Annotated in this window: 20 protein-coding genes and 2 pseudogenes; 13 read left to right on the top strand and 9 right to left on the bottom strand. The window is 74.5% G+C overall.

The features are described 5' to 3' along the window. The 8 genes and pseudogenes from ACWERV_RS29210 to ACWERV_RS29175 form a co-directional block, all read left to right on the top strand. Positions 1-902 (top strand): annotated as a pseudogene (locus tag ACWERV_RS29210) (DNA polymerase III subunit gamma and tau); the annotation flags it as partial. Between the two features lie 385 nt (positions 903-1,287). Continuing rightward, the gene (locus ACWERV_RS29205) at positions 1,288-1,620 is read left to right on the top strand and encodes a YbaB/EbfC family nucleoid-associated protein (protein ID WP_078861873.1); all 333 of its coding nucleotides are present in this window, start codon (positions 1,288-1,290) and stop codon (positions 1,618-1,620) included. A 94-nt stretch (positions 1,621-1,714) separates the two neighbouring features. Continuing rightward, on the top strand, positions 1,715-2,314 hold the full coding sequence (gene recR, locus ACWERV_RS29200) for a recombination mediator RecR (protein ID WP_398175486.1): 600 nt from the start codon (positions 1,715-1,717) through the stop codon (positions 2,312-2,314). Further along, positions 2,307-3,041 (top strand): DUF5063 domain-containing protein, encoded by a 735-nt coding sequence (locus ACWERV_RS29195; protein ID WP_452938635.1) that lies wholly within the window; start codon positions 2,307-2,309, stop codon positions 3,039-3,041. Before recR ends, ACWERV_RS29195 begins: the two co-directional genes overlap by 8 nt. A 215-nt stretch (positions 3,042-3,256) precedes the next feature. Continuing rightward, complete coding sequence (locus ACWERV_RS29190; protein ID WP_398175490.1) at positions 3,257-4,570, top strand: aspartate kinase; 1,314 nt, start codon at positions 3,257-3,259, stop codon at positions 4,568-4,570. Positions 4,571-5,049: 479 nt separating this feature from the next. After that, positions 5,050-5,688: a SigE family RNA polymerase sigma factor gene (locus tag ACWERV_RS29185; RefSeq protein ID WP_452938631.1), complete on the top strand. Its 639-nt coding sequence runs from the start codon at positions 5,050-5,052 to the stop codon at positions 5,686-5,688. Continuing rightward, complete coding sequence (locus tag ACWERV_RS29180) at positions 5,685-6,914, top strand: hypothetical protein (RefSeq protein WP_452938628.1); 1,230 nt, start codon at positions 5,685-5,687, stop codon at positions 6,912-6,914. Before ACWERV_RS29185 ends, ACWERV_RS29180 begins: the two co-directional genes overlap by 4 nt. Before the next feature lie 112 nt (positions 6,915-7,026). Beyond that, positions 7,027-7,908 (top strand): SURF1 family protein, encoded by an 882-nt coding sequence (locus tag ACWERV_RS29175; protein WP_452938625.1) that lies wholly within the window; start codon positions 7,027-7,029, stop codon positions 7,906-7,908. Here the strand turns inward: ACWERV_RS29175 and ACWERV_RS29170 are convergent. From ACWERV_RS29170 to ACWERV_RS29155, 4 genes and pseudogenes are all read right to left on the bottom strand, one after another. Next, on the bottom strand, positions 7,888-9,636 hold the full coding sequence (locus ACWERV_RS29170) for a S9 family peptidase (protein WP_398175498.1): 1,749 nt from the start codon (positions 9,634-9,636) through the stop codon (positions 7,888-7,890). The genes ACWERV_RS29175 and ACWERV_RS29170 overlap by 21 nt on opposite strands. Before the next feature lie 652 nt (positions 9,637-10,288). After that, a pseudogene (locus ACWERV_RS29165) lies at positions 10,289-10,720 on the bottom strand (universal stress protein); the annotation flags it as partial. Between the two features lie 187 nt (positions 10,721-10,907). Next, positions 10,908-11,501 (bottom strand): TetR/AcrR family transcriptional regulator, encoded by a 594-nt coding sequence (locus tag ACWERV_RS29160; protein WP_452938622.1) that lies wholly within the window; start codon positions 11,499-11,501, stop codon positions 10,908-10,910. A gap of 11 nt (positions 11,502-11,512) precedes the next feature. Next, positions 11,513-12,106 carry a GNAT family N-acetyltransferase gene (locus tag ACWERV_RS29155; protein ID WP_452938620.1) on the bottom strand — a complete coding sequence of 198 codons (594 nt, stop codon included), beginning with the start codon at positions 12,104-12,106 and terminating at the stop codon, positions 11,513-11,515. Positions 12,107-12,199: 93 nt separating this feature from the next. On the opposite strand from ACWERV_RS29155, the gene ACWERV_RS29150 reads away from it, so the two are divergent. Continuing rightward, positions 12,200-13,102, top strand: a complete 903-nt coding sequence (locus tag ACWERV_RS29150; RefSeq protein ID WP_452938618.1) for an NAD(P)-dependent oxidoreductase — start codon at positions 12,200-12,202, stop codon at positions 13,100-13,102. A 114-nt stretch (positions 13,103-13,216) separates the two neighbouring features. Here the strand turns inward: ACWERV_RS29150 and ACWERV_RS29145 are convergent, their stop codons facing one another. Then, positions 13,217-13,885 carry a hypothetical protein gene (locus ACWERV_RS29145; RefSeq protein WP_452938615.1) on the bottom strand — a complete coding sequence of 223 codons (669 nt, stop codon included), beginning with the start codon at positions 13,883-13,885 and terminating at the stop codon, positions 13,217-13,219. A gap of 364 nt (positions 13,886-14,249) precedes the next feature. Here ACWERV_RS29145 and ACWERV_RS29140 point away from each other — a divergent pair, with 364 nt between their 5' ends. Continuing rightward, positions 14,250-15,296 carry an ArsR/SmtB family transcription factor gene (locus ACWERV_RS29140; protein WP_452938612.1) on the top strand — a complete coding sequence of 349 codons (1,047 nt, stop codon included), beginning with the start codon at positions 14,250-14,252 and terminating at the stop codon, positions 15,294-15,296. Positions 15,297-15,517: 221 nt separating this feature from the next. Further along, positions 15,518-16,741: a S8 family peptidase gene (locus ACWERV_RS29135; protein WP_452938609.1), complete on the top strand. Its 1,224-nt coding sequence runs from the start codon at positions 15,518-15,520 to the stop codon at positions 16,739-16,741. A gap of 303 nt (positions 16,742-17,044) precedes the next feature. Here the strand turns inward: ACWERV_RS29135 and ACWERV_RS29130 are convergent, their stop codons facing one another. Genes ACWERV_RS29130 through ACWERV_RS29115 form a run of 4 tightly spaced genes read right to left on the bottom strand, consistent with a single transcriptional unit; the run spans position 17,045 to position 20,821 of the window. Continuing rightward, positions 17,045-17,665: a response regulator gene (locus tag ACWERV_RS29130; RefSeq protein WP_452938606.1), complete on the bottom strand. Its 621-nt coding sequence runs from the start codon at positions 17,663-17,665 to the stop codon at positions 17,045-17,047. Continuing rightward, the gene (locus ACWERV_RS29125) at positions 17,662-19,107 is read right to left on the bottom strand and encodes a sensor histidine kinase (protein ID WP_452938603.1); all 1,446 of its coding nucleotides are present in this window, start codon (positions 19,105-19,107) and stop codon (positions 17,662-17,664) included. The genes ACWERV_RS29130 and ACWERV_RS29125 overlap by 4 nt, the downstream gene beginning before the upstream one ends. Then, positions 19,104-19,961: an ABC transporter permease gene (locus tag ACWERV_RS29120; RefSeq protein WP_452938601.1), complete on the bottom strand. Its 858-nt coding sequence runs from the start codon at positions 19,959-19,961 to the stop codon at positions 19,104-19,106. The genes ACWERV_RS29125 and ACWERV_RS29120 overlap by 4 nt, the downstream gene beginning before the upstream one ends. Beyond that, the gene (locus tag ACWERV_RS29115; RefSeq protein WP_398175518.1) at positions 19,961-20,821 is read right to left on the bottom strand and encodes an ABC transporter ATP-binding protein; all 861 of its coding nucleotides are present in this window, start codon (positions 20,819-20,821) and stop codon (positions 19,961-19,963) included. The genes ACWERV_RS29120 and ACWERV_RS29115 overlap by 1 nt, the downstream gene beginning before the upstream one ends. Positions 20,822-21,000: 179 nt before the next feature. Here ACWERV_RS29115 and ACWERV_RS29110 point away from each other — a divergent pair, with 179 nt between their 5' ends. After that, a complete protein-coding gene (locus tag ACWERV_RS29110; RefSeq protein ID WP_452938598.1) occupies positions 21,001-22,473 on the top strand; it encodes a DUF2252 domain-containing protein in 1,473 nt (490 codons plus the stop codon). A 58-nt stretch (positions 22,474-22,531) separates the two neighbouring features. Next, positions 22,532-22,939: an SHOCT domain-containing protein gene (locus tag ACWERV_RS29105; RefSeq protein WP_452938596.1), complete on the top strand. Its 408-nt coding sequence runs from the start codon at positions 22,532-22,534 to the stop codon at positions 22,937-22,939. Positions 22,940-22,973: the final 34 nt, after the last annotated feature.

Below are 22,973 nucleotides of genomic sequence, written 5' to 3'. Positions count from 1 at the left end.
TGGTGATGACCTTCTGGAGCTCCTTCGTCAGCTCCTCGAACTGGCCCACCGCCGCGGCGCCCGCGGCCGCGCCGGCCGCCGCTGCCGCGTCCGGGGGGGCCGCTCCGCAGGGCGGCGGCTCCGCGGGGGTCGGGGATCCCTCGCGGGTACGGCAGATGTGGCCGCAGATCCTGGAGGCCGTCAAGAGCAGGCGCCGCCTCACGTGGATGCTGCTCTTCAACAACGCCCAGGTCTCCGGTTTCGACGGCGAGACGCTGCAGATCGGCTTCGACAACCCCGGGGCCCGCAACAGCTTCGCCAACAACGGCAGCGAGGACGTCCTCAAGCAGGCCATCAGCGACGCCCTGGGCGTGCAGTGGCGGATCGAGGCCATCGTCGACCCCTCCGGCGGCGGCTCGGGCGGCGGCTCCGGCCCCGGTCCCGGCCCCGCGGGCGGCTTCGGCGGCGGTGGCGGCAGCGCCCCCGGCGGCTTCGGCGGCGGTGCGCCCGGCGCCCCCCGCCCGTCCGCCCCCCCGCAGGCCCCCCAGGCGCCGCCCCCGCCCGCGAGCCCCGACGCGTACGGCTCGGCCCAGGCCCCCGCCCGTACCGCCCCGGCGGCCACCGCGCCCGGCGGGCAGACCGCGCCCGGCGGTCCGGGCGGCGTCGCCGTGGCCGGTCAGGGGACGGCGGTGGCCGCACCGCCCGCGCCCCGTCCCGCCCCGTCCGGGCCCGGGGACGTACCGCCCGGTCAGGCGTCCGGCGGGCAGCGGCCGCGGCTCATGACGGACGAGGTGCCGCCCCCGATCGAGGACGACATCCCCGAGGACGACGACCCCGACCTCGTCGATTCGGCACTCAGCGGTCACGATCTGTTCATCCGCGAGCTCGGGGCGACCGTGATCGAGGAGATCCGGCACGACTGACGGCCCGCGCGGCCCCGGCGCTCGTCCCCGCCGACCGGGACTGACCTGCCCCGCAGCGGGCAGACGGCCCTGCGGATACGCCGCAGGGCCACCGCACCCGCTACTCCCGTCGGAGTCCGCGGGCGGCGCGATCCTCCGTACGGCGTAGGGCGCGGCAGGGGGCGAGCACGTAGGCTCGGCGTGTCACGGACGGCAGGGTGCGAGACGATCGAAAGACGGACCGGGACCGGTATGAAAAATCCGGTGCCGGACCGATCCGGGACGAGAACCCGGTACGAAGAAGCAGTACGAACAAGCGGTACGAAGAAACGGTACGACAGCCGGGGGCGACCCCGGACCGAAGGACGAAGCCCGTCCGGCGGACGATGCGAGGCAGGAGCGAACCATGATTCCCGGTGGTCAGCCGAACATGCAGGCGCTGCTCCAGCAGGCGCAGAAGATGCAGCAGGACCTGGCCGCGGCCCAGCAGGAGCTGGCCAGGACCGAGGTCGAGGGCACGGCGGGCGGCGGGCTGGTCACGGCGACCGTGTCCGGCGCGGGCGAACTGCGCGCGCTGGTGATCGACCCCAAGGCCGTCGATCCGGAGGACACCGAGACGCTGGCCGACCTCGTGGTCGCCGCCGTGCACAACGCGACGGAGGCGGCACAGGAAGTGCAGCAGCGCAAGCTGGGGCCGCTCGCGCAGGGTCTCGGCGGCGGACTGCCCGGACTCTTCTGATCATCGGGCCGTCGGCCCCGCCCGCCCCGGTCCGGCGACCGGACGGCAGGCGGCCGAAGCCCCCACCCCCCTCCTCCCCGAAAGGCGACCCGGCGTGTACGAAGGCGTGGTCCAGGACCTGATCGACGAACTGGGCAGGCTGCCCGGCGTGGGTCCCAAGAGCGCGCAGCGGATCGCCTTCCACATCCTGCAGGCCGATCCCGCCGATGTGCGGCGGCTGGCGCACGCGCTGGCGGAGGTCAAGGCGAAGGTGCGCTTCTGCCAGGTGTGCGGGAACGTCGCGCAGGACGAGCTGTGCCGGGTGTGCCGGGACCCGCGCCGCGACCCGTCGGTGATCTGCGTCGTCGAGGAGCCCAAGGACGTGGTCGCGATCGAGCGGACCCGCGAGTTCCGCGGGAGGTACCACGTGCTGGGCGGGGCGATCAGCCCCATCGACGGGGTCGGGCCGGACGATCTGCGGATCGCGGAGCTGCTGCGCCGGCTCGCCGACGACTCGGTCACCGAGCTGATCCTGGCGACCGACCCCAATCTGGAGGGCGAGGCGACCGCGACGTACCTCGCCCGGACGGTCAAACCGATGGGTTTGCGTGTGACGCGCCTGGCCAGCGGCCTGCCGGTGGGCGGCGACTTGGAGTACGCGGACGAGGTCACGCTGGGGCGGGCCTTCGAAGGGAGGCGGTTGCTCGATGTCTGAGACCGTGGTGAACAGGAGCCAGGAGAGTCCCACCGGCGCGGTGGCGGCGGGCGGCGCCCCGGCCGGCGCCGACCCCGTGGTGGACCTGCCGCGCGAGCAGGAGCCGGACGAGTACGCCGTCCAGATCGCGGACCAGGTCGAGAGCTTCATCCTCTCGGTCCGCGAGGTCGCCAAGGGCGACGACCCGGACAGCGCGGTGCCGTACCTGCTGCTGGAGGTCTCGCAGCTGCTGCTGGCGGGCGGGCGGCTCGGGGCGCACGAGGACTTCGTGCCGGACGAGCGCTACGAGCCCGACGCCGGGCCCGAGCCCGACGAGGACGACCTGCGGCAGCGGCTCGCGACGCTGCTGGAGCCGATCGACGTCTACTCCGAGGTCTTCGACCCGTACGTGCCCCGGTCCACGCCGGTGGCCTGCCGGATCTCGGACGACATGGCCGATGTGGTGGCCGATCTCACGCACGGCCTCACCCACTTCCGGGCCGGGCGGGTGTCGGAGGCGCTGTGGTGGTGGCAGTTCTCGTACCTGTCCAACTGGGGTTCGACGGCGAGCGCGAGCCTGCGGGCGCTGCAGTCGCTGGTGGCGCACGTACGGCTGGACAGCCCGCTGGACGAGCTGGACGGACTGGACACGGGCGGCGAGGCGGACGACGAGGAGGAGCTGGCGGAGGAGGCCGGCCGCGTCATGGAGGCCGAGCTGGGGACGATGGGGCTGCGGCCGGCACGGTGAGGGCCCGCGACCGCCGGACGGCTGAGCGCTGACGGGGAGTGCTGGGGGGCAACGCTGGGGGAGCGCCGAGGGGCACGGGTGGCCGGTGACGGGCCGGGGTGATCGAGTGATCATCCTCTGGGCGTCACATCTCACCATGCGATACGTTCCGGGCGAATCGTGCCTGCTCGTTAAACTGGGCCGACCGCATTCACATCCCTGAGCGAGGAGCGCACGTGGGCCTTGTCGTGCAGAAGTACGGCGGCTCCTCTGTCGCCGATGCCGAAGGCATCAAGCGGGTCGCACGCCGGATCGTGGACACCAAGAAGAACGGCCATCAGGTCGTCGTGGTGGTCTCGGCGATGGGCGACACGACGGACGAGCTGATCGATCTCGCGGAGCAGGTGTCGCCGATTCCGGCGGGCCGCGAGTTCGACATGCTGCTGACCGCGGGAGAGCGCATCTCCATGGCGCTGCTGGCGATGGCGATCAAAAACCTCGGCCACGAAGCGCAGTCCTTCACCGGCAGCCAGGCGGGTGTGATCACCGACTCGGTGCACAACAAGGCGCGGATCATCGACGTCACGCCGGGCCGGATCCGTACCGCGCTCGACGAGGGCAACATCGCGATCGTCGCCGGCTTCCAGGGTGTGTCGCAGGACAAGAAGGACATCACCACGCTCGGGCGGGGCGGCTCGGACACCACGGCGGTCGCGCTGGCCGCGGCGCTGGACGCCGAGGTGTGCGAGATCTACACCGACGTCGACGGCGTCTTCACCGCCGACCCGCGGGTGGTGAAGAAGGCCCGCAAGATGGACTGGATCGCCTTCGAGGACATGCTGGAGCTGGCGAGCTCCGGTTCGAAGGTGCTGCTGCACCGCTGTGTGGAGTACGCGCGGCGCTACAACATCCCGATCCACGTGCGCTCGTCCTTCTCGGGGCTCCCGGGCACCTGGGTCAGCAACGAACGGCCCGCGGGCCTGGAACCGCGGCCGGTGCCGCACCACGTATCGCAAGGAGGCAGCCCAGTGGAGCAGGCGATCATCTCCGGTGTCTCGCACGACACCTCGGAGGCGAAGATCACGGTCGTCGGCGTGCCGGACAAGCCGGGCGAGGCGGCGACGATCTTCCGGGCCATCGCGGACGCCGAGATCAACATCGACATGATCGTGCAGAACGTGTCGGCCGCCACGACCGCGCTGACCGACATCTCCTTCACCCTGCCGAAGGCCGAGGGCCACAAGGCGATGGAGGCACTGTCGCGGGCGCAGACCGTGATCGCGTTCGACTCGCTGCGCTACGACGACCAGATCGGCAAGATCTCGCTGGTCGGGGCCGGGATGAAGACCAACCCGGGGGTGACGGCGACCTTCTTCGAGGCGCTGTCCAACGCGGGGGTCAACATCGAGCTGATCTCGACCTCGGAGATCCGCATCTCGGTGGTCACCCGGGCCGACGACGTGAACGCGGCGGTGCAGGCGGTGCACACCGCCTTCGGGCTGGACAGCGACAGCGACGAGGCCGTGGTCTACGGCGGCACCGGCCGCTGACCGCTGCCGCCCGCCGCCGATCCGATGGATGAAAATGTGACGAATCGGATCGGATCTGGCTGAATCCGGTCGGATGGTGGTCTGGACCACTTGAATCCGCCCGTACAACCCTGGAGAATTTCCTCCCCCGTGGCCGCAACCGCAGGCCGCGGGGGAGCGTCTTTGTGTCAGCGCGCCACCGGGTGCTGTCCGGGGTGCTGCACACACCGAATGTGAACGGGGGCCGTCGGTGCAAATCTGGCGCTGAGGGAAGAGCTGGTGCGCATGGGGATATATGACGCTCCGTCGGGCGGGATGCCTTGCGCGTACAACCCTGACAGGGGGATGCGTGTCCAACTGGCGTGGCGGAGGCACTGGCTATCGATACGGCACTGGGACGAGCGGCGGTCGCACCCGTCGTCCGTCCGGCGCGCCCGGCCGACCCGGCCCGAGCGGCACGCCCCGCCGGAACGAAGCGGGCGCCGTACGGAGGGCTCCCGGTGATCGCGCCCTGGCCGGTGGCGGGAGTGACACCCGCCGCGCCCGGCCCGGTGTCGACCGGCGGGGGGCCGGGCACGGGACTCGCGGACGACGCCGCCGCGGGACGAGCAGACGGACGCGAGGGCACTGACGCCGCGATGGCCGCCGGCACCACGGTCGACCACCTCACCGAGACCTACCGCGCCCACTACCGCGCCCTGCTGGGGCTGGCCGCCCTGCTGCTGGACGACACCGCGTCCTGCGAGGACGTCGTGCAGGAGGCCTTCATACGGGTGCACTCCGCGCGCAGCCGGGTCCGCGACCCCGACAAGACCCTCGCCTACCTCCGCCAGACCGTGGTCAACCTCTCGCGCTCGGCCCTGCGCCGCCGCATCCTCGGGCTGAAGCTGCTCTCCAAGCCCATGCCCGACATGGCCTCCGCGGAGGAGGGCGCGTACGAGCTGCTGGAGCGCGACCAGCTCAAGGCCGCGATGCGCTCCCTGCAGCGGCGGCAGCGCGAGGTGCTGGTGCTGCGCTACTTCGCCGACATGACCGAGGCCCAGGTCGCCGAGACGCTCGGGATATCGCTCGGCTCGGTGAAGGCGTACGGCTCGCGCGGCATCGCCGCCCTGCGGGTCGCGATGGAGAGCACGACATGACCGCGGCCCCCGACGCACACGACGACGACACCCCCGAAGCCATGAACCACCGGCACCACCACACCCCCGACGACCCGGACCGCGCCCCGGCTTCCCCGTCCGCCCCCGCCCCCGCCTGGGACGCGGCGGCCGACGCCGGGTCCGCGACCGGCGCCTTCCGCGAGGCCGATCGCCGGGCCGCCGGGGAGGAGGAGGCGCTGCGCGTCCTCTTCCACCAGGCCGTGCGCGATCTGCGGCCCGCGCCCGACGCGCTGGAGCACCTGCGCCACGCCGTGCCCGCCCGGCGGCAGCACCGGCGGCAGGCGATGGCCGGCAGCGTCGCGGCCCTGCTGCTGGTCGGCGCGGCGGTGCCCGCGCTCGTCCACGCCGCCGGTGCCACCGGCGGACCGTCCGCGGCCCCCGCCGGACCTGGGAGCCCCCGCGCCTCCCAGCCGGACGACAACGGCCGCGCCGACGCCTGGGGCACCAGCGGCGACGCCGGGGCGGACCGCACCGGGCCGGGCGACGGCGACTCCGGCCGCCAGACCTCGGCCTCCGGTGGGGACGGCAACTCCGCCGGACCGGTCACCAGCCCCGGCGGCCTGCCGACGCCCGCGGCCCCGGCCTGCTCCAGCGCCCAGCTCGGCAGGGGCAGCAGCAGTGCCGTCCCCGACTCCGACGGGCACATCCACGGCTGGTTCCGCGTCGCGAACGTCTCCACCTCCACCTGCACCGTGCCGCCCGGCCCGGCCGCCGTGGGGGCCATCGCCCAGGGCGCCGCCGACCCCGCGCAGATCACGGTCGTCAACCACACCGCGGGCGACGCCGCCACCGAGCTGCCCCCGCCCGCCGACGACGGGCAGCCGCTCGTCCTCGCCCCGGGCCAGACCTACGAGGTGGCCTTCGCCTGGGTGCCCGCCGACACCGGCCCGGGTGGCTGCCCGCCGACCGGCTCGCCGACGGCCAGCCCCACCGCGACGCCCACCCCGACGGACACCGGCGGTCCCGCGGCGGCCGACGGCAAGGACGGCGCGGGCTCCGCCGCCGCGGCGAAGTCGGACAGCCCGGCGGGCAGCGGCCAGTCCGCGGGCACCCCGACCGGGACGGCGGCGCCTGCCACCATCGCACTGACCCACACCCCCGCGGCCGGTGCGCCGCTCATCGTCGGCCCGACCCTCCAGGACGCCTGCGCCGGCACCGTCTACACCACCGCCCCGATCGCGGACAGCCCGCCCGCGAGCCCCTGACCGGCCGGGGCACGCCGTCCTGACCAGGAGCCGGGCACGGGCCCGGGTCCTGACCGGCTCCCGACCGGGTCCCGGTGGCGGACGGCGCGGAGCTGCCCCGTACCGTGGGGGTGTGTACCGGTTCCTGCTCACCCCGCGCTGGCTGGCCGTCGGCGTGTTCGTGGTGCTCGCCGTCGTCGTGTGCGTCTTCATGGGCACGTGGCAGCTGAGCCGCTTCGAATTCCGGGTGGACCAGCACCGGGACGCCAAGAACTCCCAGGCCCACGCGGCGGAGCAGAAGCCCGTGCCGCTCGGCGGGGTGCTGCCCGACACCAGGGCCGAGGTGCCCTCGGACGCCTCCGGCCGCCGGGTCACCGCGACCGGCCGCTACGACACGGCGCACCAGCTGCTCGTCCCCGACCGCCGGCTCGACGGCCGCGACGGCTACTACGTGCTCACCCCGCTGCGGCTCGACGGCGGCGCCGCGCTGCCGGTCGTGCGCGGCTGGCTGCCGGGCACGGTGCCCTCGGGCGCCCCGGCGGACGGCGGTGCCCGCGGCGGTGCGGTGCCGGCCGCACCCTCCGGCGAGGTCACCGTCATCGGCGCGCTGCAATACCCCGAGGCGGCGGGCAGCAACGGGGTACCCACCGCGCCCGGCGGGCTCCCCTCCGGACAGCTGGGCATCATCAGCGCCGCGTCCCTGGTCAACCTCCTTCCGTATCCCGTCTACAACGGCTGGATCACCGCGACCGAGGCCGCCGCGCCCCTCAAGGCCGTGCCTCCGGTGGCGCCACCGAACAGCGGACTGGACCTCAAGGCCTTCCAGAACCTCGGCTACACCGGCCAGTGGTTCGTCTTCGCCGGCTTCGTCGTCTTCATGTACTTCCGGCTCGCCCGGCGGGAGGCCGAGGCCCGCGCCGACGCCGAGCTGGGTCTGCTGCCCCCGTCCGGCCCGAGCGCGGGGCCCGGGGCCGGAACCGGGGCGAAGGCCGGGTCAGCCGCCCACGTGGCGTAGGGCGAAGGCCAGCTCCAGCCGGACCTGCTTGATGCGCTCCTCCACGACGAGCGAGCCGTGGCCCGCGTCGTAGCGGTACACCTCGTGCGGCTTGTCCAGCTCCCGCAGCCGCTCGACGTAGTTGTCGATCTGGCGTATCGGGCAGCGCGGGTCGTTCATCCCCGCGCTGATGTACACCGGCGCGCTGACCTGCTCCACGTAGCTCAGCGGCGAGGAGGCCTCGTAGCGCTCGGGCACCTCGGCGGGGGAGCCGCCGAAGAGCGTGCGGTCGAGCGATTTGAGGGCTTCCATCTCGTCGGCGTACGCCGTCGGATAGTCCGCGACCGGCACCGCGGCTATGCCCACCGCCCAGTCGCCCGGCTGGGTGCCGAGGCCCAGCAGCGTCAGATAGCCGCCCCAGGAGCCGCCGGTGAGCACGAGCCGAGCAGGGTCGGCCAGCCCCGACTCCACCGCCCAGGCGCGGACCGCGGCTATGTCCTCCAGCTCGATGAGGCCCACACGGTGCTTGAGGGCGTCCGTCCACTCCCGGCCGTAGCCGGTCGACCCGCGGTAGTTGACCCGCACCACCGCGAAGCCGTGGTCGAGCCAGGCGGCGGGGCCGGCCGCGAAGGCGTCCGACTCGTGCCACGTCGGGCCGCCGTGGACCTCGAAGACCGTCGGCAGCGGTCCCGCGTCCGGCCCGGCGGCGGGCGGGCGCTGGACCAGGGCGTGGATGCGGCCGCCCGGTCCCTCCACCCAGACGTCCTCCACCGGCACCGAGTCGGGTGCCCGCAGCCCGGCCGCCTCCAGCACGACCGCTCCGGTGGTGGAGCGCACGGCGGGCGGCCGCTCCGCCGAGGACCACAGATACTCCACCGTTCCGTCCGGGCGGGAGGTGGCGCCGCTGACCGAGCCGCGCGGGGTCTCCAGCGCGGTCAGCGTGCCGTCCGCCAGGTCGTAGCGGAACAGCTCGCTGCGGGCGTGGTAATCGTGCACCAGCAGCAGCGCGCCCGCGTCCGGATACCACTCGGCCTGCACGTCGCCCGGCAGGTCGATCGCCGGGAGTATCTGCTCGCCGCTCTCCACGTCCCAGATCAGCGGCAGCCAGCGGTCGGAGCGCTGGTGGCCGACCAGCAGCCGCGGATCGCCGGGCACCGGGGCGAAGCCCCAGCTGTCGAGGCCGAGCTCGCGTTCGCCGCCCTCGGTGTCGTCCAGCTCCGCGACCACCGAGCCGTCCGCGACCCGCAGCACCCGCAGGGCGCTGTGCATCGCGTCACCGTGCTCGGTGTGCTCGATGACGACGAGCGTGCCGTCCTCGGAGAGGTCGCCGACGCCCGCGGACTCCTCGTGCCGGTAGATCTCGTAGGGCTCCGCGCCTTCCGCGGGCACGACGTGCACGGTCGTGCCCTCGTCGTCCGTCGAGCGGCCGACGACCGCGACACCGCCGACGCCGAGCGCCACGCCCGCGGGATAGGACGGGGCGAGGCCGGGGGCGGCCGGTATGTCCTCGCCCCCGCCGAACGGCTGGCGCATCCACACGCCGAACTCGTCCCCGTTCGTGTCCGAGAACCACCAGACCCACTCGCCGTCCCGGCTCAGGGTGCCGTCCGTCGTGCCGTTGGGCCGGTCGGTGACCTGGCGGCGCTCGCCCGTCCGGCGATCCCACGCGTACAGCTCGTACGTACCCGTCACGTCGGAGACGTACAGATTGCGCTCCGGTGCGTCCTCCGCCCACTCCGGCAGGCCCACGCGCGGCGCGCGGTACCTCTTCTCCCAGTCGGGAAGGCGGCCGTGGGGCTCGCGCCGGGACGTGGTGCGCCGCGCGGGGGAGGCCGCGGGGCTCGCGGGGGCTTCCTGCGCCTCCGCGGGGGGCGGGGCCGTGAGGGTGGCCGGCGCACCGGGCGCGGTGGTGGTGGCATCCGGGACAGCCGCGGGCGATGCGGGGGGTAGGGGCTGGGCTGATACGGCGGGCGCCGCTTCGGATGCGGGTGCGGACCCGCTGGCGGATCCGGTCGTCTCGTTCATGCCCTCCATCATGCTCCGCCGGGCACGCCTCACGAGCGGCCCTCGGCCAGGCTGTGGACAACTCTGGGCAGGGGCCTGACAAAGCGGGGGGTCGGGTTGTCATTGAGGCGGGTTGTGCGGGGTTCCGGCGGCCTCGGTGGTTGTGGCGGTCCTGGAGGACCGGGAGGCCTCGGTGGTCCCGGCGGTCCCGGAGGACCCGGCGGTCCCGGTCAGGTCCCGGCCGTCCCATCGGCCTCGCCGGTTCCGGTCATTCGCCGGACGCGGCGCTCCCGGCGGTCCCGGTGGTCCTGGTGGATCCGCCGGACGCGGCGGTGGCGGTGGTCCCCTCGGCCCCGGTGGTCCCCTCGGCCCCGGCGGCTTCGTCGGGCTCCTCGGTGTCGCGCACCACGACCACCGGGCATTCGGCGTGGACGGTCACGCTGTGGCTCACCGAGCCGAGCAGGGTGGCGCGGAAGGTGCCGCGGCCGCGGACGCCGACCACGATGAGATCGGCGTCCTCCTCGTCCGCGCGGTCCAGGATCGCCTGGGCCGCGTTGCCGAGGACGACGACCTGCTCGACGCTCTCCGCCTGCCGCGGCGGAAGGGCTTCCGCGACTGCCTCGGCGAGGGCCTGGGCGGCGGGCTCCTCCATGTCGAGGTCCTCCGGGAGGCCGGGGACGCCCGCCCAGCCGAACGCGCCCGGCAGCTCCCAGGCCATGACGGCGATGAGCCGTCCGCCGGTCAGCTCGGCCTGGCGGCCGGCCCAGCGCAGGGCCTGGACGGAGGGCGTCGAGCCGTCGACCCCGACGATGATCGTGTCGTTCGGCATCCTGTCGGCCTTTCGCTCGCGCGGGCGGGTGGACGGATGAGCGGCTACCCGCTGATTCGGAGCGTAAGCACTGGCCGGGGGCGGCGCGACCGGGGACGGCACGACCGGGGCGGGGCCACCGGGTTCGCGCGCGGTGGACTGCCCCGGCCGTACGGGACCTGGCCCTGCGCGCCACGGGGCCCGGGGCTCAGGCGCGGGCGGCCGCGTCCAGCAGGGGGGTCAGCTCGGTGGTGACCGTGGTCAGGGGCGCGGTGGACTCGTGGGCGCGGCAGAGCAGGATCGCGCCCTCCAGGGTGGAGATCATCAGCGTGGCCAGGGCCGGGGCGCGCTCGGCGGGCACGGCGAGGGTGACCAGGGCGGCGGTCAGCGGGGTGGTCCAGGCCGTGAAGGCGGAGGCGGTCGCCGCGCGGGCCGAGGGAGTGGAGGCCGTCGAGTCGACGGTGGCGGCGGCCACCGGGCAGCCGGTGAGGAAGCCCGTCGACTCGAACTCGTCGATCCACTGCTGCGCCATCGCGGCGAAGAGGGCGCCGGGGGTGGGTTCCGGCAGCGCGGCCAGGAAGCGGTCGACGCGCCTGCCCGCGTAGCCGCCCGCCCAGCGGACGGCCTCGTTGACGACCTGTTCCTTGCCGCCGGGGAAGTAGTGCTGGAGGGATCCGCGCGGGGCTTCGGCGTGGGCGGCGATGTCGCGCATGCCCGTCGCACCGACGCCGTCGCGCCGGATGAGCTGGGCCGCGGCGAAGACCATACGCTCCCGCGGGCCGTGGGTGCGGGGTGCAGTCATCGCCGGCCTCCTCAGGGTCCGTCCAGCTTATAGACGCCGCTCGGGCCGTCGGAGGTGTACGCCACCCGCGCGACGGGCAGGTGCCGCGCCAGCGCGCCGAGCAGGGCGGGTCTGCCGGGCAAGACGGTCGCCGCGACGCGCCGGACGCCGCGGGCGCGCGCCCGGTCGAGCAGCAGTTCCAGCATCGCGCGGCCGGCGCCCTGCCGCTGCCAGGGGTCGCCGACGAGGACGCCCAGTTCCGCGGCTGTTCCGTCCGCGGGCAGGGCGAGGCTGGCCAGGCCGGTCAGCCGGGCCCGCGAACCGCCCCGGGCATACGCCACCACCGCGTCGTGGCGCTCGGGGCGGCCCGCGAGGACCTGCTCCAGATACTCCGCGGGCAGGGCGCGTACCGGGCCGAAGAAGCGCAGCCGGACCGTCTCGGGCGAGCAGGCCGCGAACAGGGCGTGCAGTGCGGGCGCGGCGCAGGGGCGGACGGGCTCGGCCCGCCAGCGTCCGGCAGCGGCAGCGGGAGAGGGGGTGCGCGGGGCGCCGTACGCCGTTTCCCCCTGGGCCGACGCGGGAAGCGGCGGCTGCCGTCGGGCCGAGGTCCCTATGACGTTCGTCATAAAGACCAGTATTATGACGCCGGTCATAGGCCGCAACCCGGCCTCGGCCCGTCCCGGGACGCCCCGGCGGCACGGCGGAAAGGGCGCGCCCGTATGCGCGGAACAGGGATCGGCTTTCTCGGGCTCGGCGTCATGGGACGGCCCATGGCGCTCAACCTGCAGCGGCGGCAGCCGGTGGGCGCGCCGCTCACGGTGTGGAACAGGACGCCCGCCAAGTGCGCGGAACCGCGGGAGGCCGGGGCGGTCGTCGCCGCGTCCGCCGCGGATGTGCTGAGCACCTGTGACGTCGTCTTCCTGATGCTCGCGGACGGCGCGGCCGTGGACGATGTGCTCGGACGCGGTACCGACGCCTTCGCCGACCGGGTGCGGGGGCGGACGCTCGTGCACATGGGCACCACCTCCCCCGACTACTCGCACGCGCTGGAGGCGGACGTCCTTGCGGCGGGCGGGCGTTACGTCGAGGCGCCGGTGTCGGGGTCGCGAGTGCCCGCGGAAGCGGGGCAGTTGGTCGCGATGCTCGCCGGTGAGCCGACGGCGGCGGAGGCCGTACGGCCGCTGCTCGCGCCCATGTGCCGGGAGGCCTTCGACTGCGGTCCGGTGCCCAACGCCCTGGTCACCAAGCTCGCCGTGAACCTCTTCCTGATCACCATGGTCACCGGCCTCACCGAGGCCTACCACTTCGCCGACCGGCACGGCCTGGACCGGGACCGCTTCCTCGCCGTGCTCGACGCCGGGCCCATGGCCAGCGCGGTCTCGCGGATGAAGGCGCCCAAGCTGCGCGAGCGCGACTTCGCCGTCCAGGCGGGCGCGGTGGACGTGCTGAAGAACAACCGGCTCATCGCCGACGCGGCGCGCGCGGCCGGGCTCGCCTCCCCGCTGCTCGACGTCTGCCACGCGCTCTTCAGCGAAACCGTGGCAATGGGCCACGGCGACGGCGACATGGTCGCCGTCCTGCACGCCATCGAGGCCCGCACGTCTGTGCGCGAGAAGCGGTAGGGCAGGTGACGGCGCCGCATATGCCACGCCGTCACCATGTGCCGCGGTCCGGCCGCCCGCGTTGCCGTCCGCCGTGCCGGGGTGGGGGCCGGGGCAGCGCGGACGGCGGGCCCGTCAGGACAGCGTCGTGCAGATGTCCTCGGAGGGGCCGCTGAGGGCCAGCAGTTCCCTGCTGGTCGTGCCGCCGACCGTGGTGACCTTCACCGACATGAAGGTGCTCGCCACGATCCACTTGTTGTGGACGGGCCGGTCGGTGGTGTGGAAACCGGCCGACCAGTCGTTGCCGCTCAGGACGTACGAGTCGGGGGTGGGATAGGTGATCACCCCCGTGCCGGAGATGTCGCGCACGATGCTTTCGCCGCTGTCCAGGTTGGTGACCTTCATGAGCAGCGGGCCGTCCTCGATCGAGAAGACGGGGGTGCCGGCGGAGTCCGTCCAGGTCCGCATCCGCAGGTCGCTCACCGGGAATTCGGTGTGCGTGGGGAAGGCGCAGACCTCGCCCGCGGGGTAGTCCCGGGGCGACTCGTCCGGATGGGTCACCACCGGGCCCTGGAGCCCCCGCACGTTCGCCGGTACGCCCGGCAGGGCCGGGACGGCGGCGTCCGCGGGCGCCGCCTGCGCCTGGGCCGGTGCCGCGAGGACGGCGGCCAGCGCGCCCGCCGCCAGTGCCGCCGCGCCCGCCGCCCGAGCGGGGCTCCGCCGGGCGGTCCGTACGCCCCGTGCGCCCTCGCCCGTGTCCGGGGCGCCTGCCCGGTCCCCCGCAGCCTCTTGCCGTGTCTTCATGCCACGTCCTCCCGTTTCCGTGTACGCGCCGCCGCCCCCTTGCGGCGACGCGGGTCCTGCTGTTCCGCGCGCCGGTCGTGTGCGGCCGCGCGCTGCCGTGCGGCCGGTGTTCCCGTCGGGCGGCACCGTGGCCGGTCGCTCTGCCTCATGTGCGCGCGGCACCGCCCGGACGGCGGACAACCGACCCTGGGCGGCGCTTTCGGGCTCCCCCCGTACGCTCGAAAGCGCCGCGCACACCACCGTGCCGGGCGAGGAGGACGACGGCGGTACGTTTCGGCCCTGGCCGAAGCGAAGGTCGATGCGAACGCCGAAGCGCAGGCCGGAGCGGAGGCCGAAGCAGGAGCTGTCGCGAAGGGGGACGTCCGTGCGCATCCACTTCACGCTGACCGACCTCGCCCGTACCCGGATCGCGGGCCGCCCCAGCCCGCTGGCGGCCACCACCTTCAGCGCCTTCCGGCTCACCCAGCGGGCGGGCGCGCCGCGGCTCGACGACTGGCGGCGGCTCGTACGTGCCGGGTTCGCGCTCCTCGACGCCCCCGTGCCCGCGTCGCCCCGGCAGCGGCCGTGGCAGACGTACTTCGGGCAGCTCACGGCCTCCGACCCGGCCCACCCCGTGCCGCGCTTCCTGCGCCCGCACATCGGCCTGGACAGCCTCGACGACGAGCTGGAGCGGCTGCTCGGCACGCCTTCGCGGGCTTTGCGCGCCGACCTGGAGTACGTCGGACGGCACCGCCCGCTGCCCGGCTGGACCCGCGACCTCGCCGCAGGGGACCCGGCCACGGTGGAGGGCCTCGCCGCGGCCGTCCGCAGCTACCACCGGGTGGCCGTGGCGCCGTACTGGCGCCGGATCTCCGTGGCGCTCGCCGCCGACCGGGCCGCACGCACCCGGCAGTTGGGGGAGGGCGGCATCGAGCGGGTGCTGGGCGGCCTCGGGCCCGGCATCCGGTGGCGGCCGCCGGTGCTGGAGGTGCGGACGGTGGCGCCGCTCGCGTACGACTACCACCTGCGTGGGCGCGGGCTCGTCCTCGCGCCCGGGGCCTTCGGCGGATATGTGCCGTGCGATCCGGACGACGAGCAGCCGACGCTCTACTACGAGGTCGGCGCGGGAACGGGTACGGACGCGCCGCACCCGTTCGCGCCCGCGGCGGGCGGCGGGGCGCCGTACGAGGGCCTGGCGGCGCTCATCGGGCACAGCAGGGCGGCGGTGCTGGAGGTCGTCGCGGACGGTGTGACGACCGGCCAGCTCGCCCGCCGGGTCGGGCTGTCGCCCGCGTCGGCGAGTGAGCACGTGGGTGTGCTGCGGCGGGCGGGGCTCGTGGTGACGCGGCGCAGCGGCCGGTGGAGCCATCACAGCCTGACGGCTCTGGGGGTGGAACTGCTGCTCGCCGGTGGTGGCGGGGGTGGTGGCTGAGCGGGGCCCGTGGCCCTGCGCCCCCCGGAGGGCGGCCGTCCCGCGGTTCTCCCCCGGGTTCCGCCCGGGTGCGCCCCACGCGTCCCCGGCGGGAGGCCATTCGGCTGGTCCGGAGGCGGGGGATACGTGTGTCGGGTGGGGGGAGGGGGACCGATCGTCAGATCGTAGGAACGCTCGTGCGCGCTCTGCCACGACTGTCGACGTCCCCCTGGGAGCTTCCCATGCGTCTGTTCGCGCGCGGTCTGTCGGCCGCCGCCCTGGTGCTCGCACCGCTGGTGATGGCGGGTACGCCTGCCGTGGCCGCCATTCCCCTGCCCACGCCGGAGGCGCCGCTCGCCCCGCTGCGTACGCACGACAACGCCATCGCCGGGCAGTACATCGTCACGCTCGACAGGACGCTGGACCCGGCGTCGACGGCGCAGAAGATCGGCGTCGTGCCCTTCTTCACCTACAGCAGCGCGCTGCGCGGTTTCGCCATCACGCTCACGGCGACGCAGCTGGACGCGGTGCGCAGGATGCCGGGGGTGACGTCGGTCGAGCAGAACGCCTCGGTGACCGCCTTCGGGCTCGCGCACACGACGGACACCGCGGCGCCGCCGCTCGACCCGACCGGCAGCAGGGTCAAGGCGAACTCGTGGGGGCTGGACCGCATCGACCAGCGACAGCTTCCGCTGGACGGGCAGTTCAACACGGTGGGCAAGGGCGCGGGCGCGACCGCGTACATCATGGACACCGGCATCGACTACGGGCACAGCGAGTTCGGCGGCCGGGCCGTGCCGGGCTTCGACGCGATCGGCGACGGGCGGGACGGGCAGGACTGCCAGGGTCACGGCACGCACGTGGCGGGCACGGTCGGCGGTGCCACCTTCGGTGTCGCGCCGCAGGCGAAGCTGGTCAGCGTGCGGGTGCTCGGCTGCGACGGGACGGGCAGCTGGGCGGGGATCATCGCCGGGTTCGACTGGGTGGCGAAGAACGCGCAGCAGCCCGCGGTGCTGAACGCCTCGCTCGGCGGGGACTACTCCCCCGCTGTCAACGACGCGGCCGACGCGGTCGCCGACGCCGGGGTGCTGCCCGTGGTGGCCGCGGGCAACAGCAGCGAGGACGCGTGCAACGTCTCCCCGGCGAGTGCGAGCGGCGCCTTCACCGTGGGCGCCACCACGCCCTCCGACCAGCAGGCGAGCTTCAGCAACTTCGGGCGCTGCCTGGACATCTACGCGCCCGGCCAGGACATCGTCTCCGCCCGGATCGGCGGCGGCAGCGTCGCGGAGTCCGGTACGTCGATGGCGAGCCCGCACGTCGCGGGGGTGGCGCTGCTCTACAAGGCGGCGCACCCGACCGCCGGTGCGGTGGAGGTCGGCAGCTGGCTGCTCAGTGCCTCCACGCAGGGCGTGCTGACGGTGAGCGCGGGCTCGCCGAACAACCTGCTCTACACCGGCGGCCTGTGACCCCGCAGCCCCGTACGCGCCCTTCCAGGGCCTTCGCGAGCCGTCTCGTCCCTACGAGGCGGCTCGCGCGTCGTGTGCCCGGCGGTAGCGCACCCCGAGGGGGCCGCGGTGGGCTTCGTCGACACCCGGGACGTCGCGGAGGCCGCCGCGGCGGCCCTGACGGAGGACGGCCACGCGGGGCGCGTGTACGACCTGACGACGGTACGGAACCTGCGCTGAGGCCGACCCCCGCCCCGCGGCCGATCCGGCACCTATGGTGACGGCGTGGCAATGTACCGGGCTTTTCGGGGTTCCCGGTCGCGCTCAGAGGAGGTCGAGGCGCATCGCCGAGGTGACGGCGGCGGTGCGGTCGTCGACGCCGAGCTTGGCATAGGCGCGCAGCAGGTGGGTCTTGACGGTGGATTCGCCGATGAACAGGCGGCGGCCGATCTCCGCGTTGGTGCAGCCCTCGGCGACCAGGCGGAGGATGGCGGTCTCGCGCTCGGACAGGTGCGGGCGTTCGGGGCGGGTGCGCAGGCGGTCGACGAGGCGGGCGGCGACCGTGGGGGCCAGCACCGTCTCGCCGCGGGCGGCGGCGCGGACGGCGTCGGCGAGTTCGCCGCGGGCGAGGTCCTTGAGGAGGTAGCCCGCGGCCCCGGCCTCCACCGCGCGCAGGATGTCGCCGTCCGTCTCGTAGGTGGTGAGCACGATGACCCGGCAGGGCAGTCCGGCCGCCGTCATCCGCACGATGGAGTCGACGCCCCCGCCGCCCGGCATGCGCAGGTCCATGAGCACGATGTCCGGGAGCAGCGCGGCCGCCTGCGCCTCGGCCTGCGGGCCGCTCGACGCCTCCCCGACGACGTCCAGGTCGCTTTCCGCGTCCAGCATCGCGCGCAGGCCCTCCCGGACGACGGGGTGGTCGTCGGCGAGCAGGATGCGGATCACGGTGCGCTCCTCGGGGCGTCGGCGGACGGGGGCGGGTACGTGGGCGGGTACGGGGACGGCACGTCGGTGAGGGCGGGCAGTGTGTCGGTGGGGCCCGGCGGTTCGGGCCGTGCGGCGGCCCCGCCCGCCCCCGGCGCCGTCCCGCGGGTCAGCGGCAGACGCACCGTCACGCACGTACCGGCGCCCGGCGTGCTGCTGACCGTGGCCGTACCGCCCAGCTCCGCCGCCCTGGCGCGCAGGCCCGGGAGGCCGTAGCCGGGGCCCGGCGCGGCCTCGGGGGCGAAGCCGCGGCCGGTGTCGCGGACGGCGAGGTGGAGGGCGTCGGCGGCGTAGTCGACGTCGAGGGCCACGGGGACGGCGGGTCCGGCGTGCCGACGGGCGTTGGCCAGGGCTTCCTGGCAGCTGCGCAGGGCCACGACCTCGACCGCCGGGGGCAGGCCCCGTACGCAGCCGGTGACGGAGACGGTCGCGGGGGCGCCGCTCTGCTCGGCGTGCCGGGCGGCGAGGCGGCGCAGGGCGTCGGGCAGCGAGGCGCCGTCCAGGCCCGTCGGGGCGTTGCCTGCGACGAGGGCGCGGGCCTCGGCGAGGTTCTCCCGGGCGGTGCGGCCCATCAGTTCCAGGTGGCGGCGGGCCTGCTCGGGGTGGGTGCCCAGCTCGCCCTCGACGGCCTGGACGAGCATGACCAGGCTGGTGAAGCCCTGCGCGAGGGTGTCGTGGATCTCGCGGGCGAGCCGCTCGCGCTCGGCGAGGGCGCCGCGTTCGGCGGACAGCCGGGCGATCTCGCCGCGGCTGGCGTCCAGTTCGGCGACCAGCCGGGCCCGTTCCGTGCTCTGCTCGATGATGCGGATGATCCAGCTGCCGAAGACGGCGGAGAAGGCGAGCGTGACCATGCCGAAGACGGAGTTGTAGAACACGTCGTGGGTGCTGGGCCGCCACACGACCGCCCACGCGGCGACCGGCGTGACGTTGACGACGGCCACGGCGGCGAGCGCGCCCGGCACCCGCAGCAGCATGAAGCACTGCGGGACGAGGGCGAAGGTGGCCAGCCGGGTCTCGCCGACGAGGGCGGCGGGCGGCAGGAAGAGCACGACGAGCCCGGCCAGGTAGCGGGCGGCGGCGGTGCTTCCGGTCGTCTCGGCCTGCCGGCGCAGCAGCGGCCGGCCCTTCCACAGGTACCAGGGGATCGGCAGGCAGAACAGGCCCGCCGCGACGACGCGGACGCGCAGCCCCGGGCTCTCGGCGGAGAGCGCGAAGAGGACCGTGCCGAGCCACACCACCGCGAAGTACACGTCCCACGGCAGGAAGCTGCGCTCCCACACGTGCTCGCCGCGGGCGGAGTCCGCGGCGGGCGGTGCGGGAGCGGAAGGCTCGGCCGCGGGCTCCGGTACGGGAGCGGGGGCCGGCACGTACGTCCCCCCGTCCCCGAACGGTGGCGCGCTCACCCGTCGTTCCGGCTCTTCCAGCGGAAGGTCAGCAGGCACAGCACCAATCCTCCGACGCACCAGGCGGCGAGCACCAGGGCGGTGCGCCCGTACTCCCAGCTGCCCGCGGGCTCCAGCGCGGCGGCGGCGTGCGGCAGGAACACCCCGCGCAGGCCCTGGCACAGCCATTTGAGCGGGAAGAACGAGCTGACGGTCAGCATCCAGTCCGGCACGGTGTCGATGAGGATGTAGACGCCGGAGATGAACTGGAGCACCAGGAACGGCAGGACGACCACCGAGGTGGCGCTGCGCGCGGACTTCGGGACGCTGCTGATCGCGATGCCGAGCAGCGCGCACGCGGTGATGCCGAGCACGAAGATCCAGCCGAAGGTGAGCCAGCCGGTGACGTCCGACGGCAGGTCGACGTCGTAGACGGTGGCGCCGAAGGCGAGCAACGCGGCCGTCTCCAGCAGCCCGGTGACGAGCACGAGCCAGATCTTGCCGAGGAAGTACGCGGCCGGTGGCATCGGGGTGCCGCGCAGCCGCCGCAGCACTTTCTCGTCGCGCTCGACGGCGATGGATATGCCCAGTGACTGGAAACTCGTGGACATGATGCCCGCGGCGGTCATCGACGCCACGTAGTACTGCGAGGCGGTCGAGCCGGTGTGCGCCATGTCGTCGTGGAAGATCGACGCGAAGAGGAACAGGAAGACGATCGGGAAGGCGAAGGTGAAGATCACCTGTTCGCGCAGCCGGAAGAAGAGCCTGATCTCCATCGCCCCGCGCGCCAGGCCGAGCCGCCAGGCGCCCGGGAGCGCGGTCCCGTCGGTGGTGCGCGGCGCGGCGGCCGCCTTCGTCGCAGTGGTGCCGGCCATCACGCTGCCCCCGATCCGGCGGGTTCGATGAGTTTCAGGTAGACGTCCTCCAGCGTGGGCCGGGTGACCCGCAGCTCGGGGATCTCGCCGTCGAAGCGGCGGGCCAGCTCGCCGACCGTACGGGTCGGGGTGTCCGTCTCGGTGCTGCGCGCGGTGCCGTCCGGTTCCGCCCAGTGCACGGTCGCCCGCGCCTGCGCGCGCCCGGCGAGCGAGGCGGGCGCGCCCTCCGCGACGACCCGCCCCGCGGCGATGACCGCGAGCCGGTCGGCCAGCGCCTCGGCCTCCTCCAGGTAGTGCGTGGTCAGGATGATCGTGGTGCCCTCGGCCGCGAGGCTGCGGATGAGCGACCAGAACTGCCGCCGGGCCGCCGGGTCGAAGCCGGTCGTCGGCTCGTCGAGCAGCAGCAGCTCGGGGCCGCCGATCACGCCGAGCGCCACGTCGAGGCGGCGCCGCTGGCCGCCGGACAATGCCTTGGTGCGCGCGCCCGCCTTCGCCGTCAGGCCCACCAGGTCGATGACCTCGGCCGGGTCGCGCGGCCGCGGGTAGTAGCGGGCGAAGTGCCGTACGGTCTCGGCGACCGTCAGCTCCGCCGCCGCGGACTCGTCCTGCCAGACGATCCCCACCCTCGCCTGCCAGGCGCGCGACGCGCGGCCCGGGTCCTGCCCGAGCACCGTGACCTCGCCCCCGTCGCGCCGCCGGTGGCCCTGCAGGATCTCCACCGTCGTGCTCTTTCCGGCCCCGTTGGGCCCCAGGATCCCGAACACCTCACCGCGCCGGATGTCGAGATCCACCCCGTTGACCGCGTCCACCTCGCCGTACCGCTTGCGAAGCCCGCGGACCGTCACCACGTCGTCCGTCATGCGTCCACGATCCCGCCGCGCTCGCGGCCGGGGAACGGCCGTACGGCCACGGCGGGGTCCACCGAACGGTGGACAGCGTCCGGGCCGCGGGCCCGCGGCCTGCGCCGGGGCGGGTACGCCCGCGTGGCGGCTTCCGCGGACCGGGGTGATGATGGGGGCACCGGAGGGCGGTGGGGCCCATGGGGCGCAACAACCACGACCCCGCGTCCGCGGGTGAGCTGGCCGCTCCGCGGCGCAGCACCGCGGAGCGCGCGGCGCACGGCAAGTCCGTCAGGCGGCACATACCCCGCTCGGCGCACGCCCGCTACGAGGCGGGACCGGAGCGCTTCGACCCCGTCGCGGTGCTGGAGCGGCAGTCCGCCGACCGGGTGCCCGAGCTGGTGCCGATCCGCTACGGGCGCATGCTGGAGTCGCCCTTCCGCTTCTACCGCGGGGCCGCCGCGATCATGGCCGCCGACCTCGGCGCGGCCCCGCACACCGGCCTGACCTCGCAGCTGTGCGGCGACGCCCACCTGCTGAACTTCCGGCTGCTCGCCTCGCCGGAGCGGCACCTCGTCTTCGACATCAACGACTTCGACGAGACGCTGCCCGGCCCCTTCGAATGGGACCTCAAACGCCTGGCGACCAGCCTGGAGATCGCCGCCCGCGCCCGCGGCCTGTCCGGCGGGCAGCGCACCGCGGTCGTCCGCGGCGCCGTCGCGTCCTACCGCGAGCGCATGCACCTGCTCGCGGAGATGGACACCCTCGACGTCTGGTACGCCCTCGACGACACCGACCAGCTCGGCGCCCTGCTGCCCGGCGGTCCCCCCGGGCACCCCGGCAAGGCCGTCCGCGAACGCACCGGCAAGGCGCTGAAGAAGGCGCGCGGCCGGGACACCGCACAGGCTTTCGGACGGCTGGCGCACGTCGTCGACGGGAAGCCGCAGATCATCGCGGACCCGCCGCTCATCACCCCGCTGCGCGACCTGCTGCCGCAGGACGCCGGGCGCGGCGGACGCGGCGAGCTGACCGACTGGCTGCGCGGGCTGCTGCACCGCTACGCGCAGAGCCTGCCCGCCGAGCGGCAGCTGCTGCTCAGCCGCTTCGAGGTCGTCGACATGGCGCACAAGGTCGTCGGCGTCGGCAGCGTCGGCACCCGCTGCTGGGTGATCCTCGCGGTCGGCCGGGACGCGCACGATCCGCTCGTGCTCCAGGCCAAGGAGGCCGGGCGGTCCGTCCTCGCGCCGTACACCGGCGGCCCCGGCGCCGGGCGCGGGCACCAGGGGCGGCGGGTCGTCGAGGGGCAGCGGCTCATGCAGTCCGCCGGGGACATCCTGCTCGGCTGGGTGCGCGTCACCGGTCTCGACGGGCGGCAGCGGGACTTCTACGTGCGCCAGCTGCGCGACTGGAAGGGCATCGCCCGGCCGGAGACCATGACGCCCAAGATGCTGCGGCTCTTCGCCCAGGTCTGCGGCGCCTCGCTGGCCCGCGCGCACGCCCGCTCCGGCGACCCCGTCGCGATCGCCGCCTACACCGGCACCGGCGACGTCCTGGACCGGGCGCTCGGCGAATTCGCCGAGGCCTACGCCGACCGCAACGAGGCGGACTTCCGCGCCCTCGCGGCCGCCGCGTCCGACGGCCGCGTGACGGCGGCCGACACCACGTCACCGTGACCGCGGCCGAACCCACTTCCCGCCGACCGCACTCACCACGCAGAACCGGAGGCAACCCATGAGCGACACCGTCTATCTCGCGTACGACTACCCCGTGCTCGGCGCCTTCCTGACCGCCTTGTGGGTCTTCTTGTGGGTGCTGTGGGTCTTCCTGCTCTTCCGCATCGTCGTGGACGTCTTCCGTGACGACGACCTGGGCGGCTGGGCGAAGGCCGGGTGGCTGATCTTCGTGCTGGTGCTGCCCTTCCTGGGCGTGTTCGTGTACGTGTGCGTGCGGGGCGGCAGCATGGGCCGCCGCGAGGCACGGCACGCCAAGGCGCAGCGCGCGGACTTCGACGAATACGTGCGCAAGACCGCCGGGTCCGGCGGCTCCGCGGACGAGCTGGCCAAGCTGGCCGAGATGAAGCGCGAGGGGCACCTGACCGAGGAGGAGTTCCAGCGGGCGAAGGAGAAGATCCTCAGCTGAGCGGGCCGGACCGCAGGCGGAGGGGCGGGAAGGG

Source organism: Streptomyces sp. NPDC004031 (assembly GCF_053604375.1).
The sequence above is the reverse complement of the archived record's forward strand: the minus strand, read 5'-3'. Positions and strand labels throughout refer to the sequence as shown.

What these genes read in the sequence shown, in the direction of transcription:
- ACWERV_RS29145 (WP_452938615.1), bottom strand. Translation starts at nt 13,885, where the DNA reads ATGAAGACACGGCAAGAGGCTGCGGGGGACCGGGCAGGCGCCCCGGAC.
- ACWERV_RS29110 (WP_452938598.1), top strand. Translation starts at nt 21,001, where the DNA reads ATGGGGCGCAACAACCACGACCCCGCGTCCGCGGGTGAGCTGGCCGCT.
- ACWERV_RS29150 (WP_452938618.1), top strand. Translation starts at nt 12,200, where the DNA reads ATGCGCGGAACAGGGATCGGCTTTCTCGGGCTCGGCGTCATGGGACGG.
- ACWERV_RS29180 (WP_452938628.1), top strand. Translation starts at nt 5,685, where the DNA reads ATGACCGCGGCCCCCGACGCACACGACGACGACACCCCCGAAGCCATG.
- ACWERV_RS29120 (WP_452938601.1), bottom strand. Translation starts at nt 19,961, where the DNA reads ATGGCCGGCACCACTGCGACGAAGGCGGCCGCCGCGCCGCGCACCACC.
- ACWERV_RS29205 (WP_078861873.1), top strand. Translation starts at nt 1,288, where the DNA reads ATGATTCCCGGTGGTCAGCCGAACATGCAGGCGCTGCTCCAGCAGGCG.
- ACWERV_RS29155 (WP_452938620.1), bottom strand. Translation starts at nt 12,106, where the DNA reads ATGACGAACGTCATAGGGACCTCGGCCCGACGGCAGCCGCCGCTTCCC.
- ACWERV_RS29105 (WP_452938596.1), top strand. Translation starts at nt 22,532, where the DNA reads ATGAGCGACACCGTCTATCTCGCGTACGACTACCCCGTGCTCGGCGCC.
- ACWERV_RS29115 (WP_398175518.1), bottom strand. Translation starts at nt 20,821, where the DNA reads ATGACGGACGACGTGGTGACGGTCCGCGGGCTTCGCAAGCGGTACGGC.
- ACWERV_RS29195 (WP_452938635.1), top strand. Translation starts at nt 2,307, where the DNA reads ATGTCTGAGACCGTGGTGAACAGGAGCCAGGAGAGTCCCACCGGCGCG.
- ACWERV_RS29160 (WP_452938622.1), bottom strand. Translation starts at nt 11,501, where the DNA reads ATGACTGCACCCCGCACCCACGGCCCGCGGGAGCGTATGGTCTTCGCC.
- ACWERV_RS29135 (WP_452938609.1), top strand. Translation starts at nt 15,518, where the DNA reads ATGCGTCTGTTCGCGCGCGGTCTGTCGGCCGCCGCCCTGGTGCTCGCA.